General features: G+C 69.5%; 10 protein-coding genes. 9 read left to right on the top strand and 1 reads right to left on the bottom strand.

Features of this window, described 5'->3' with window-relative positions; translation table 11 throughout:
• The first annotated feature begins 200 nt into the window (after nucleotides 1-200).
• Nucleotides 201-1,799 carry a PPE family protein gene (locus A5673_RS11410; RefSeq protein WP_197518351.1) on the top strand — a complete coding sequence of 533 codons (1,599 nt, stop codon included), beginning with the start codon at nucleotides 201-203 and terminating at the stop codon, nucleotides 1,797-1,799.
• Here the strand turns inward: A5673_RS11410 and A5673_RS11405 are convergent.
• Complete coding sequence (locus tag A5673_RS11405; RefSeq protein ID WP_369806476.1) at nucleotides 1,796-2,125, bottom strand: WhiB family transcriptional regulator; 330 nt, start codon at nucleotides 2,123-2,125, stop codon at nucleotides 1,796-1,798. The genes A5673_RS11410 and A5673_RS11405 overlap by 4 nt on opposite strands.
• Before the next feature lie 150 nt (nucleotides 2,126-2,275).
• Between A5673_RS11405 and A5673_RS11400 the strand changes: the two genes are divergently transcribed.
• The 8 genes from A5673_RS11400 (at nucleotide 2,276) to A5673_RS11365 (ending at nucleotide 14,073) form a co-directional block, all read left to right on the top strand.
• Nucleotides 2,276-2,929, top strand: coding sequence for a response regulator transcription factor (locus tag A5673_RS11400; protein WP_068231532.1), 654 nt, complete (start codon nucleotides 2,276-2,278; stop codon nucleotides 2,927-2,929).
• Between the two features lie 22 nt (nucleotides 2,930-2,951).
• Nucleotides 2,952-4,118, top strand: a complete 1,167-nt coding sequence (locus A5673_RS11395) for a sensor histidine kinase (RefSeq protein WP_231971003.1) — start codon at nucleotides 2,952-2,954, stop codon at nucleotides 4,116-4,118.
• Nucleotides 4,119-4,174: 56 nt separating this feature from the next.
• Nucleotides 4,175-4,720 (top strand): hypothetical protein, encoded by a 546-nt coding sequence (locus A5673_RS11390; RefSeq protein WP_068231525.1) that lies wholly within the window; start codon nucleotides 4,175-4,177, stop codon nucleotides 4,718-4,720.
• A 154-nt stretch (nucleotides 4,721-4,874) separates the two neighbouring features.
• Entirely contained in the window at nucleotides 4,875-6,542 is a 1,668-nt protein-coding gene (locus A5673_RS11385) for an Hsp70 family protein (RefSeq protein WP_068231522.1), read from the top strand.
• Between the two features lie 239 nt (nucleotides 6,543-6,781).
• Nucleotides 6,782-8,422: an Hsp70 family protein gene (locus tag A5673_RS11380; protein ID WP_231971001.1), complete on the top strand. Its 1,641-nt coding sequence runs from the start codon at nucleotides 6,782-6,784 to the stop codon at nucleotides 8,420-8,422.
• 169 nt (nucleotides 8,423-8,591) lie between these two features.
• Entirely contained in the window at nucleotides 8,592-11,462 is a 2,871-nt protein-coding gene (locus A5673_RS11375; protein ID WP_068231516.1) for a heterodisulfide reductase-related iron-sulfur binding cluster, read from the top strand.
• A gap of 29 nt (nucleotides 11,463-11,491) precedes the next feature.
• Nucleotides 11,492-12,781: a pyridoxal phosphate-dependent aminotransferase gene (locus A5673_RS11370; protein WP_068231513.1), complete on the top strand. Its 1,290-nt coding sequence runs from the start codon at nucleotides 11,492-11,494 to the stop codon at nucleotides 12,779-12,781.
• Nucleotides 12,782-12,816: 35 nt separating this feature from the next.
• Complete coding sequence (locus tag A5673_RS11365) at nucleotides 12,817-14,073, top strand: YibE/F family protein (RefSeq protein ID WP_068231510.1); 1,257 nt, start codon at nucleotides 12,817-12,819, stop codon at nucleotides 14,071-14,073.
• The last annotated feature ends 198 nt before the right edge of the window (nucleotides 14,074-14,271 follow it).

Genomic DNA, 14,271 nt, shown 5'->3' with positions numbered 1-14,271 from the left:
CAGGCGCTTCTTATGGTTCACCCCCAACGGAGGCGGCGTCGAAAACATACCCCCATCATCACAACGGGGTACGACAAGTTTCGGCGGTCATGATCGAAGCGGCACAGCCTGATTGGCCGCGAAACGTGGATGACCGCCCGACACGATGCGGTACGTTCCTGGAAGGGGAATGCGATCAGTGCTGATCGAGGGGAGCGGTGATGAGCTTTTTGGTGTGGCCGCCCGAGGTGAATTCGGTGCTGCTGCTTGACGGCCCCGGTTCGGCGCCGATGCTGGAGGCGGCGGCGGCCTGGGACGGGATCCGCAGCGAGCTGAGCGCGGCGGCCAACGCCTTCAACTCCGTCACCTCGGACCTGGCCGGCCAGGCTTGGCAGGGCCCGTCGTCGGCGTCGATGAGCACCGCGGCCGCCGGGTACGTGGACTGGCTGGGCGGGGCCGCGGCACAGGCCGAAGAGTCGGCGGCCCAGGCGCGGGCGGCGGCCAGCGCCTACGAGGCCGCGCTGGCCACGATCGTGAACCCCGGATCGATCACCGCCAACCGCGGCCAGCTGGTGTCGCTGGTGATCTCGAACCTGTTCGGACAGAACGCCCCGGCGATCGCGGCGGCCGAGGCCGAATACGAACGGATGTGGGCGCAGGACGTCGCCGCGATGGGCGGTTATCACGCCAGCGCGTCGGCCACGGTCGCGCAGCTGGGCCAGTGGGAACTGGCGCTGGAAAACCTGCCCGGCGAATTCGTCCAGGCCGTCGAGGGCGGATTCAACAACCTGGCCAACACGGTGCTCGGCACGATCTTCGGCGCACCGGCCGCGCCGCCCTTCTCGGCGACGCAGACCGGGACGTTCACCGGCGGACCGTCGCTGCTCACCAGATTCGAGGAAGCCGCGCTGTACCCGGTCAAACCGTTCCTGGCCTTCTCCGGGCTGCAAAACTACATCGAATCGCCGAGTTCCCCGCTGCTGCAACTGTTTACCGGCGACAACCCGCTACTGGGGATCGGCCTCAGCAACACCCCGCCGAAATTGTTGACGTTGCTGCTCGGGGAGACGGTCCAACAGACGAATTACAACGGGATGCCCGTCGTGCAGATCACGCCGGCCCACCCGAACGGGGACTACGTGGTCGCCATCCACGGGGGCGCGTTCATCTTCGCGCCGTCGATCTTCCACTGGCTCGATTACACGGTGATGGCGTACCAGACCGGCGCGACCATCGAGGTGCCGATCTACCCGTTGCTGCAGCAGGGCGGCACCGCCGGCACGGTGGTGCCCAACATGGCCGGCTTCATCAACTCGCAGATCGCCATGCACGGGGCACCGAACGTCAGCGTGATCGGTGACTCCGCGGGCGGCAATCTCGCCCTGGCGGCCGAGGAATACACCTTGATGCAGAACCCGCTTGCCCCCGTGCCGTCGTCGATGGTGCTGCTGTCCCCGTGGCTGGACGTCACGTTCAGCAACCCCAACATCGCGTTCGTTCAGGATCCGCTGCTTCCGGTGGGGCCCGGCGTGGTGATCGGCAGGGAGTGGGCGGGCGGCCTTTCCGTGACCGACCCGATGGTGAGCCCGCTGTATGCGACATCTGCGGTCCTGCACGGGCTGCCGCCGACGTATGTCTACTCGGGCAACCTGGACTCGCTGTCGCCCGACGTGCTCGTCCTCCAGCAGGAGGCGGTTACGGCGCACGCCCCGTTCAACTTCGTGTTGGCCAACGGCCAGATCCACGACTGGATCATCCTCACCCTGGACGGCCCGCAGTACTGGCCGCAGATCGACCAGGAGCTGGGGCTGACCGCTTAGCCCGTCCGGCGGCGGCGCTTGCGCCGGGCTTCGAAGAACTCCGACCAGGAGCCCACCTCGGGGTGCTGCTTGAGCAACGCCCGCCGCTGGCGCTCGGTCATGCCGCCCCACACGCCGAACTCCATCTGGTTGTCGAGCGCGTCGGCGAGGCACTCGGCGATGACCGGGCAGTGCCGGCAAATCGCGGCCGCTTTGCGCTGCGCGGCTCCGCGAACGAAGAGCTCGTCGGGATTGGTGGTGCGGCACAGCGCCTGGGAGACCCACTCCAGGCGGGCCTCGGGCACCTTCGCGACGGAAACGGTGGTTACATCCCTGATCTTGGACACGTAGATCCTTCTGCCGGGTCCCACCCCCGGGCTATGACTATCCCGGGACGGCCCGCCGCTGTCTGTCCGCCGACTGGTCGGAGCGCGGGATGAATCACGCGTCCCCCGATTGGGGGAAACGGCGGCAACCTCTGTGTGACACTGAGCGGCATGGTCGGCCGGGCAACGACCGAGAAAGTGCGCGTGGTCGTGGGCGACGATCACCCGCTGTTCCGCGATGGGGTGGTGCGCGCGCTGACCTCGAGCGGCGAAGTCGACGTCGTCGCCGAAGCCGACGACGGCATCGCCGCCCTGGCGCTGATCAAGACCCACCTGCCGCACGTCGCCCTGCTCGATTACCGGATGCCCGGCATGGACGGCGCCAAGGTCGCCGCCGCGGTGCGCAGCGACAACCTGCCGACGCGGGTGTTGCTGCTGTCGGCGCACGACGAGTCGGAGATCGTCTTCCACGCCCTGGCCGAGGGCGCCGCGGGGTTCCTGCCCAAGGAATCGACGAAAAGCGAGATCGTGCGGGGCGTGCTGGACTGCGCCGAGGGCCGCGACGTCGTCTCGCCGGCCCTTGCCGCCGGTCTGGCCGGGGAGATCCGCCGCCGCGCCGAAGCCCCGGCGCCGGCGCTAAGCTCCCGCGAGCGCGAGGTGCTGAACCTCATCGCCCAGGGGTGCACCATCCCCGCGATCGCCGCAGAACTGTTCCTCGCGCCGTCCACGGTCAAGACCCACGTGCAACGGTTGTACGAGAAGCTCGGTGTCAACGATCGCGCCGCGGCCGTCGCGGCCGCCATGCGGCGCGGACTGCTCGAATAGCATGGGCCGCCCGGTGGCTCGAATGGTCGACTTCGTGGCGGCCGAGCCCGTCCGCTTGTCGGCGTTCCTGCGCCTGCCGCTGATCGGTCTGATCGTCTTGCTGGTCTCGGTGTGGGAGGTCGAGCACTGGTTGCCGTTGGCCTACGCGGTGATCCTCGGGACCTACAGCGTCGCCGCGCTGGTGTGGGTGGTGGTGGTGCTGCGCGGCCCGGTGCCGCCGTGGGCAGGCTGGGCGTCGACGGGTATCGACGTGCTGACCGTGGTGGCGCTGTGCGTGGTGTCGGGCGGCGCCACGGTGGCGTTGCTGCCGGTGTTCTTCCTGCTGCCCATCTCGGTCGCGTTCCAGGATCGCCCGGCGCTGGCCGCCGCCGTGGGGATCTGCACCGCCGTCGGGTATCTCGGCGTGTGGATCGTCTACTCCAAGCGCGACGACACCGTCGAACTGCCGAGCCTGGTGTACACCCATTTCGGTTTGCTGCTGTGGCTCGCGGCCGCGATGACCGCGCTGTGCTATTTCCTGACCCGCGCCGCGGCGCGGGTGGCGGCGCTGCTCGAGATGCGCCGCACGCTGGTGTCGGAGGCGATGCGCGCCGACGAGCGCAACGCCCGGGCACTGGCCGAGCACCTGCACGACGGGCCGCTGCAGGATCTGCTCGCGGCGCGGCTCGAACTCGACGAGGTCCGCGAACGGCACAACGATCCGGGGCTGGACGCCGCATACCAGGCCGTCCAGGAAACGGCGACCCGGCTGCGCAGCACCGTCACCGCGCTGCATCCCCAGGTGCTCACCGAAGTCGGTCTGACCGCCGCGCTGCGCGAGCTGCTGCGCTCCTACGAGCTGCGCGGGAGCTTCGCCGTCGAGGCCGATCTCGACGAGGTCGACCGGCCCCGATCACAGTCCCTGCTCTACCGGGCGGCCCGCGAGCTGCTCGCCAACGCCTACAAGCACGCGCAGGCCGGCACCGTGCGGGTGCGCCTCAGCCGCGCCGGCGACGCGATCACGCTCAGCGTCGTCGACGACGGAGTGGGTTTCGATCCGGCCATCCTGGATCGATGCGTCGCCGAAGGGCACATCGGGCTCGCTTCGCTGGCGGTTCGCATCGAGGCGATGGGCGGGTCGATGAACCTCACGTCGGCTCCCGGCGGCGGGACGCGGGCATCGGTGACCGCGCCCGCCGGCGCCGACTGAACACGCCGCGCCGGTGCTGAGCTGGCCGGAAATGCGGTGTCAGTACCATCGGTGCCGTGGCACCCAACGGCCCACCCGACGACTTCCACAACCAGCGGACGCAGTTTGCGAACTACGGCGGCCCGGGCGGCCCCCCGAGGCCGGGTGAATCCCCGCCCGCGGACATCCCGTCCGATCAGGCGGGGGCACCCGAGGCGCCCGATGCGCTCGATCCGTTCGATCAGGAACCCGAGCCCACGCCCTGGTATCGGCGGCCCCTGGGGGTCATCGCGTGGGTGATCGCCGTCGCGATCCTGCTCGCGCTGATCGTTTACGGGCTCATGGAGCTGATTCAGGGCGGCCAGGGCACCAGCCCGAGCACCACGAGCAGCACCACCCCGACGACCGCGACGACCACGCCGATGACGACGACGCCGACCACCACCGCGCCGTCCGAGACGCCCGGCAGCAGCGCTGTCGAGCCGCCGGCACAGCAGCCCACCGGGCAGCCGACGCGCCAGCCGACCCAGCAACAGCCGACGCACCGGCATCACCTGCCGCAGCTGCCGTCGGTGATCACCATTCCCGACGGGCCGGTGGTCACGCTGCCGCCGCTAAGGTAGTTGGGTTCGCGCCTCGTTGCGCCGAGCCGGAAATTTTGCAGGCCCTCACTCGCACTTTGGCTGCGGATTTACAGACTCGGCGCTTCGTCAGGGCTGCCGTCACTGCCTGCGGCAGCGCCCGCGCTCATAGACTCGCTGGAATGGGGTGTGCGACATGAGCGAGCCGCTCGGTTTGTCGATCGGCGCGGCCAACCTGGTTGCGGCCCGCGGGAGCGGCGCGCCCGTGGTCCGCAGTGCGGTGCTGACGCTGTTCGAAAACCGGCCCACCGAAATCGGCCTGCCGGAGGAAAACCCGAACCTGACCGAATCCGGGCTGGTGCTGCGCGGCTTCGTCGAGCGGGTCGGCGACCGGGCCCCGTTGGTGGCGGCCGACGGCACGAAATACCTCGGTGAGGTGCTGACGGTCGAAGCGATCGAAGCCATGGCGCGCACGGTCGGCTACGGCACACCGGTCACCGTCGCGGTCCCGTCGTATTGGTCCGACGCGCAGACCACCGCGCTGCGCGAGGAATTCTTCGCCCAACCGGACCTGACGCGCGGCGGGGTGGCGCCGACCCTGGTTTCCGACGCCACGGCGGCGCTCGCGACGCTGCGCGGCACGCCCGGATTTCCGGCCCAGGGCATCGTCGCCCTGTGCGACTTCGGCGCCAGCGGCACCAGCGTCACTCTGGTCAACGCCGGAGCCAACTCCCAGCAGATCGGTCCGTCGGTGCGCTACACCGATTTCTCCGGCGACGCAATCGATCAACTGATCCTCGAGTACGTGCGCGCGGGTGCCTCCGACGCCACCAGCGCCGACCTGGCCGGCACCGCGCGGATCGGTTCGCACTCCCGGCTGCTCGCCGCGTCCCGCCGCGCCAAGGAACAGCTGTCGACCACCACCGCCGCCACGGTCGCGGCGGACTCCGGCGACGAGGTCCGGCTCTCCCGCGCCGAATTCGAACAACTCATCTCGCCACCACTGGACCGATTCGTCAGTTCCCTCGAAGACACCCTGCAGCGCAACGGGATTCAGCGATCCAGCCTGGCCGCCGTGGCGGCCGTCGGCGGCGGCGCCGCCATTCCGCTGATCAGCGCCCGGCTGTCCGATCGCCTGCAGGCACCGGTCCACGCCGCGCCGCATCCCGCGCTCACCGCCGCCATCGGCGCGGCCGCGCTCGGCGGGATACAGGCCGCGGCGGGCGTCGCGACCGCGGCCGGCCCCGTCGTCGAGAACCCGACCGAACTGGTGGAGACGGCGCGGGTCGCCGAGGGCGCCAGCCCCGTGGCGTGGTCACAGGACGAGGACGACGCCGCCGAGCCGGTGCCGTACGCCGGACCCGACATGACCGGCCAATATGGCCGGGAGCCAACGGGATCCGGCGACGCGGACAGCGGCCGGTACGCGGCCGCCCCGGGTTCGCTGCCGTGGTACAAGCGCACGGCGCTGGTGTTGAGCGTCCTCGGCGCGGCCGCGGCCGTGCTGGTCGCGGTCGTGTTGGCGCTGACCCTCGGCCACCCCAAGCCGAACCCGGTCAACAACACCCCGCCGAACGAACCGGCCGCACCGCAAACGTCACAGACAGAGACGATCACGGCGCCCAACGGCACCACCACCGTGACGGTGCTCCCGCCCCCACCGCAACCGTCGACGCAGCCGCCCGACACGACCACCAGCCAGGCGCCCACCACGACGACGCCCGCGCCCACCACCACCAGCGCGGCGCCGACCACCACGAGCGCCGCGCCGACCACCACGAGCGCCGCGCCGACCACCACGTCGGCGGCGCCGACCACCAGGCAACGGCCTCCGCTGCTGCCTGAACCGCCGTTCCGCCGCTAAACCCCGGTTAAGACAATCGTCCGGTTTTTCCGCCGGGCCGTGGGTACCCCCACGGGCGTGGGTGGACAGGGGCGCAGGGAGTGAGCGATTCGCTCGGATTGTCAATCGGAGTGGCCAATCTGGTGGGGACGTGCGCGGGGGGCACGCCGTTGACCCGCAGCTCCGTATTGACACTTTTTCAACACGGAGCAACGAAAGTCGGTGACCCGGAACCGAACTCGATCGAGTCAGGCCAGGTGATGAGGGGATTCGTCGAGCGGGTGGGACGCTCCTCTCCCCTGCTGGCGGCCGACGGGACCCAGCACAGCTCCGAGCTGCTGACCGCCGAAGCGCTCGATGCAATGGCGCGCATGGTCGGCTACGGCGCGCCGGTGACCGTCGCCGTTCCCGCGTACTGGTCGGCGGACCAAACTGGTTTGCTGCGTGAGGCATTGTTCGCGCAGCCGGCCCTGACGCCTCCGGGCGGCGTGCCTCCGGTAACGATCCCGGACGCGACGGCCGCACTCGCGGCTCTGCACTCCAAACCGGGATTCCCGACCGATGGCGTCGTCACCCTGTGCGACTTCGGTGCGAGCGGCACCAGCGTCACCCTGACCGACGCCACGTCGAACTTTCACCAGATCGGCCCCACCGTCCGGTACGGCGAGTTCTCGGGCGATCGGATCGACCAGTTGATCCTGCGAAACCTGCAGACAGCAGAAGACTTTCCCGAGGGCGCCGACCGCACGGGCACCAACCCGATGGCGTCGCTGAGCCGTCGGTTCGACGAATGCCGGCGCGCCAAGGAGCAGTTGTCGGCGGCCACCGTGACCGTCGTTCCGGCCGCGATGCCGGGTTTTGGTCAAGACGTGCGGCTGTCCCGCGGCGAGTTCGAAAACATGATCTCCGACCCGCTCGACGAATTCGTCGCGGCCGTAGAGGACATCTTGCAGCGCAACGGGATTCCCAGGACCAACCTGGCCGCCGCCGCGACCGTGGGGGGCGGCGCCTGCATTCCACTGATCACCTCGCGGCTGTCGGAGCGCCTGGATGTGCCGATCTTCACCACGCCGCAGCCGGCGTTGAGCGCGGCGATCGGCGCCGCCGAGCTGGGCCGGCAGCGGACCTCGCCGAGCGTCCCCCCGGCCCCGGGCGTGCTGGAAGCACCGCCCCCCGCGCGAGGCCAGCTGACCGACATCGCGCCGGCTGGCTGGGCGATTCAGGCCGCGAGCGAGGCGGCCGGTGAATCGGCCGCCGACGCCGACCAGTCGGCGACCTACCGCGCGCTGGCGTGGTCGCAGGACGCCGACGCGGGCGCCGAACCACTTCCCTACGTGGACGACGGCGCAGATTATGAGCACCCCGCATCCGAAAGCTCCGCTCCCGCGCGCAGGCGCTGGTTCGCCCGCCCCGGACTACTCGTCGGCGTCACCGGCGCCGCCGCCGTCGCCCTGGTGAGCATGGTGGTGGTCGCGGTATTCAAGCTGACCTCCATCAAAAGTCCAACCCCTTCGGACGTCACCTCGCCGGTCGAATCGTCAGCAGTGCAAAAGAACTCGGAGTCACCCTCCCCGAGCGTGCTCAGCCCGAGCCCCGCAGAGGCGCCCCCGCCGCCGACGCCGGTGACCACGGTGACCACTGTGACCACGGTGACCACCCAGCCGCCGCAGACGTGGGCCTCCACTCGGCCGACGTCCACCGCGACCGCCCGGTCGACAACCCCGACCCGGACGACGACAACCGCTCCGGGCACCACGGCGCCAACCACCACTACCTACCCGGCACGGACCTATCCGCCGAGCAACCCGGCGACGACCTACCCGCCGACCTACCCGGGTTCGACCTACCCGACGACGACGCTTCCCTGGCCGATGACGACGTCGCCGCCGCGGGGCTACTGACGCCGGCGGATGCGCCGCGTGTCAGGCCGACGCAATCACAGGTCAAGGCCACCCCGGCCGGTAAGTTAGGGCAGCCTTTCTCGCACCGTTAGCGGCGGAGATGCAACTATGAGCAGGGCTAATCGGGAAACAGAGCAGGCTAAGTAACTAGGCATCGGGGAGAGTTTTTGTGACCACGCAGATGCTCATCAGACTGATCGTGGGCATGGGCATGACGTTGCTCGTGCTCGCCTTCGCGGCACGGCGGGTGCTTTTCCTGTTCAGGCTGGTCACCGCCGGGAAACCTGCCCCGGGGCACACCGACGACGTCGGTCGGCGGCTCTGGACGGAGATCGCCGAGGTCTTCGGGCAGCGCCGGTTGCTGAAGTGGTCGATTCCCGGCCTGGCGCACTTCTTCACCATGTGGGGTTTCTTCATCCTGCTCACGGTCTACATCGAGGCCTACGGATTTTTGTTCCAGGCGAACTTCCACATCCCGATCATCGGGCGCTGGGACGCGCTGGGCTTCCTGCAGGATTTCTTCGCCACCGCCGTCTTTCTCGGCATCACCACGTTCGCGATCATCCGGTTGATGCGCAGCCCGCGTGAGATCGGCCGCTCGTCGCGGTTCTACGGCTCGCACACCGGCGGCGCCTGGCTGGTGCTGTTCATGATCTTCAACGTCATCTGGACGTACGTGCTGGTCCGCGGGTCCGCGGTCAACAACGGCACGCTCCCCTACGGCAAGGGCGCCTTCCTGTCGCAGCTGTTCGGCGCGATCCTGCGGCCGCTCGGCCAGCCCGCCAACGAGATCATCGAGACGACGGCCCTGCTCTTGCACATCGCGGTCATGCTGGCGTTCCTGATCATCGTGCTGCACTCCAAGCACCTGCACATCTTCTCGGCGCCCATCAACGTCATCTTCAAGCGGCTGCCCGACGGGCTGGGCCCGCTGCTGCCGATCGAGGCCGACGGCAAGCCGATCGATTTCGAAAATCCGCCCGACGACGCGGAATTCGGGCGCGGCAAGATCGAGGACTTCAGCTGGAAGGCGATGCTCGACTTCGCCACCTGCACCGAATGCGGGCGGTGCCAGTCCCAGTGCCCGGCCTGGAACACGGGAAAGCCGTTGTCCCCCAAGCTCGTCATCATGGACCTGCGCGACCACTGGATGGCCAAGGCGCCGTACATCCTCGGCGACAAGGAGACCCCCGCCGAGAACACGCCGGAGGGCGGGGTCGGCGAGGAACTGTCCGGCGAGAAGCACGCCGAGGAGCACCACGTCCCCGAGTCGGGCTTCGGCCGCGTGCTGGGCTCGGGACCGGCGCAGGCCACCCGACCGCTGGTCGGCACCGAAGAACAGGGCGGCGTCATCGACCCCGACGTGCTGTGGTCCTGCGTGACCTGTGGGGCCTGCGTGGAGCAGTGCCCGGTGGACATCGAACACATCGATCACATCGTCGACATGCGCCGCTACCAGGTGATGATGGAGTCGGAGTTCCCGTCCGAGCTGTCGGTGTTGTTCAAAAACCTTGAGACCAAAGGCAACCCGTGGGGGCAGAACGCCTCCGACCGGACCAACTGGATCGACGAGGTCGACTTCGACGTCCCGGTGTACGGCGAGGACGTCGAGAGCTTCGACGGTTTCGAGTACCTGTTCTGGGTGGGCTGCGCGGGCGCCTACGACGACAAGGCGAAGAAGACCACCAAGGCCGTCGCCGAGTTGCTGGCCATCGCCGGCGTGAAGTACCTGGTGCTGGGCACCGGCGAGTCCTGCAACGGCGACTCCGCGCGCCGCTCGGGCAACGAGTTCCTGTTCCAGCAGCTGGCCGCCCAGGCCGTCGAGACCCTGGACGGCGTCTTCGAGGGCGTGGAGACCGTCGACCGCAAGATCGTGGTGACCTGCCCGCACTGCTTCAACACCCTCGGCAGGGAGTACCGGCAGCTGGGGTCGAACTACACCGTGCTGCACCACACCCAGCTGCTCAACCGGCTGGTGCGCGACAACAAGCTGGTGCCCGTCACACCCGTGTCGCAGGACATCACCTATCACGACCCCTGCTACCTGGGCCGGCACAACAAGGTGTACGAGGCACCCCGGGAATTGATCGGCGCCGCGGGAGCCAACCTCACCGAGATGCCGCGCCACGCCGAGCGCAGCTTCTGCTGCGGCGCCGGCGGTGCCCGCATGTGGATGGAAGAGCACATCGGCAAGCGGATCAACCACGAACGCGTCGACGAGGCGCTGGCCACCAACGCCGCCACGATCGCCACCGGCTGCCCGTTCTGCCGGGTGATGGTCACCGACGGCGTCAACGACCGGCAGGAGGAAGCGGGCCGCAGCGGCGTCGAGGTGCTCGACGTGGCCCAGATCCTGCTCGGGTCACTCGAGTACGACAAGGCGACCCTGCCCGAAAAGGGCACGGCCGCAAAGGAAGCCGAGAAGCGGGCCACCGAAAAGCCCAAGGCGGCACCCAAGGCCGCGACCGCGACCGCGCCCGCCGAGGCGCCCGCCAAGGCCGAGGAGCCCGAACCCGCCAAGGCCGCCGAGCTGGCGAAGGCCGCCCCCGCCAAGGGGTTGGGCATCGCCGGCGGCGCCAAGCGACCCGGCGCCAAGAAGGCCGCGCCCGCGGCCGCACCCGCCGCCGAGGCCAAAGCGCCCGCGGCCGAGGAAGCCAAGGCCCCCGCCGCGCCCGTCAAGGGACTGGGCATCGCCGGCGGCGCCAAGCGACCCGGCGCCAAGAAGGCGGCACCCGCCGCGGCCGCCAAGGCGACCGAGGCGCCCGCCGAGGCCCCGGCCGCGGAGGCGCCGGCTGAGGAACCCAAGGCACCCGCCGCGCCCGTCAAGGGGCTGGGCATCGCCGCCGGCGCGAAGCGACCCGGCGCCAAGAAGGCGGCGCCCGCCCAGGCGACCGAGGCACCGGCCGCGCCCGAAGCAAAAGCGGAGCCCGAGCCGACACCGGAGCCGTCCACACAGTCCGACGGCGACGCAGCAAAGCCCGCGGCGCCCGTGAAGGGGCTGGGCATCGCGCGCGGCGCTCGCCCCCCGGGTAAGCGTTGATCACAAATTGATGCTGTCAGCAAATTTCGCTGGACAACGATGGCACCATAGGTGACGTGACTACTCACCAGCTGCCCGTGCACGCCGTCGGTCATCACCGGCAGCGGACCTTCGTGCAGTCGTCCAAGCTTCAGGACGTCCTGTACGAGATCCGCGGCCCGGTGCACCAGCACGCCGCGCGGCTGGAGGCCGAGGGACACCGAATCCTCAAGCTCAACATCGGCAATCCGGCGCCGTTCGGCTTCGAGGCGCCCGACGTGATCATGCGCGACATGATCCAGGCGTTGCCGTACGCCCAGGGCTACTCGGATTCGCAGGGCATCCTGCCCGCCCGCCGCGCGGTGGTCACCCGCTACGAGTTGGTCGAGGGCTTCCCCCGGTTCGACGTCGACGACGTGTTCCTGGGCAACGGGTGCTCCGAGCTGATCACGATGACGCTGCAGGCCCTGCTGGACAACGGCGACCAGGTGTTGATCCCGGCGCCGGACTACCCGCTGTGGACGGCGTCGACGTCGCTGGCGGGCGGCACCCCCGTGCATTACCTGTGCGACGAGACCCAGGGCTGGCAACCCAACATCGCCGACCTGGAGTCCAAGATCACCGAGCGCACCAAGGCGCTGGTCGTGATCAATCCCAACAACCCGACCGGCGCGGTCTACAGTCGCGAAATCCTCACGCAGATGGTCGAATTGGCGCGCAAGCATCAGCTGCTCCTGCTCGCCGACGAGATCTACGACAAGATCCTCTACGACGACGCCAAGCACATCAACGTGGCCTCGCTCGCGCCCGACATGCTGTGCCTGACCTTCAACGGCCTGTCGAAGGCGTACCGCGTCGCCGGCTATCGGGCCGGCTGGCTGGCCATCACCGGCCCCAAGGACCACGCCAGCAGCTTCATCGAGGGGATCAGCCTGTTGGCCAACATGCGGTTGTGCCCGAACGTTCCGGCGCAGCACGCGATCCAGGTCGCGCTCGGCGGCCATCAGAGCATCGAGGACCTGGTCCTTCCCGGCGGCCGGTTGCTCGAGCAGCGCGACGTCGCCTGGACCAAACTCAACGAGATCCCGGGCGTGTCCTGCGTCAAGCCCGAGGGCGCGCTGTACGCGTTTCCCCGGCTGGACCCCGAGGTCTACGACGTCGCCGACGACGAGCAACTCGTCCTCGAGCTGCTGTTGTCCGAGAAGATCCTGGTGACCCAGGGCACCGGATTCAACTGGCCGGAGCCCGATCACCTGCGGATCGTGACGCTGCCGTGGTCGCGCGACCTCGCCGCCGCGATCGAGCGGCTGGGCAACTTTTTGACCAGTTATCGCCAGTAAGCCGGCTCGCAGCGGCGCCCTTTACCCTCGACCGGGTGACCCACTCGCACTCGCACAGCTTGTCCGGGGGCCCGTCTCCGCTGGGTCCGCGACCCGCCAAGATCGTCGTCGGGCTGCTGGTCGCCATCGGTGTGGCCGTGATCGCCGGCGCGGCGTTGCTCTGGCCCAGCCGCCAGCACGTCGACATCCCGATGCCCTTCCAGAACGCCGACGGCGGCGCCGTGAGCACCCAGCGGGGACACGTGCTGTCCAGCGCGCTGGCCGACTGCGGCAGCGCGTCCGCGGGTCAGGTGCTCACCACGGCGCCGCAACCGGCGGCCCCCGGCGCCGGGCGATGCATCCAGACGCTGATGGCCATCGACTCGGGGCCGAACGCCGGCGCCACGACGCTGTTGGAGGCGTCGCCGGGACCGGGACAGCCGCACTTCGCCCCGGGTGATCGCGTCCGGCTCGTCCGGCAGGTCGACGAGCAGGGCGCGACCAGCTACGCCTTCTACGACTTCGAGCGCGGCTGGCAACTGATCGCCCTCGCGGTCGCGTTCGCGGTCGTGGTCGTCGCGGTGGCCCGCTGGCGCGGGCTGCTCGCGCTGGTCGGCATCGTGGTCGCGTTCCTGGTGCTGGTGGTGTTCCTGCTGCCCGCGCTGCGCGACGGCGCGCCGGCGGTCCCGGTCGCGCTGGTGGCGTCCGCGGCCATCCTCTACGCCGTGATCTACCTCGCCCACGGCGTCAATCTGCGCACCAGCGCCGCCCTGCTGGGCACCCTGTCGGCGTTGCTGCTGGCCGCCGGATTGTCCTGGGCCGCAGTCGATCTGGCGCATCTCACCGGCCTGTCGGACGACCAGAACGGCCAGGTCTCCGCGTATCTGGGCAACGTGTCGATCAGCGGGCTGCTGCTCGTCGGGTTCATCATCGGGTCGCTGGGCGTGCTCAACGATGTGACGGTGACCCAGGCGTCCACCGTGTTCGAGCTCGCGCACCTCGGGGGCTCGCGGCAGGCGGTCTTCCTCGGCGCCATCCGGGTGGGCCGCGACCACATCGCCAGCACGGTCTACACGCTGGTGCTGGCCTACGCCGGCACGTCGCTGCCGTTGCTGCTGCTGTTCAGCGTCTCCAACCGGTCGCTGACCGACGTGCTGACCAGTGAGAGCGTGGCGATCGAGCTCGCCCGCTCCGCGGTGGGCGGCATCGCGCTGGCGCTGTCGGTGCCGTTGACGACGGGGATCGCGGCGGTGCTCGCCAAACCCGCCTTGACACCGGCCCCGGTCACCGCCGCGGTCCCGGCGGCGCGATAGGCGTGCCCGGCTGGGCCTGAAAACGAAGATTCTCGATAAAGCCGGACGCAGCCGCGCGGGTCGGCATACGATGCCGAAACTGTCAGTCGGCGGTGACGATCCCGGGTAGCCGCCGTTGGTCCTACGCGCCGGAGGTTTCGATGTCCCTGCTTGTCGTGACACCAGAGGCGTTGGCGGCGGCGGCGTCCGACGTCGCCG

The organism is Mycobacterium sp. E3198 (assembly GCF_001667015.1).
In the GTDB taxonomy this organism is placed as follows: domain Bacteria; phylum Actinomycetota; class Actinomycetes; order Mycobacteriales; family Mycobacteriaceae; genus Mycobacterium.
Note: the sequence above shows the minus strand (reverse complement) of the source record. Positions and strands in the feature narration are given on the sequence as shown.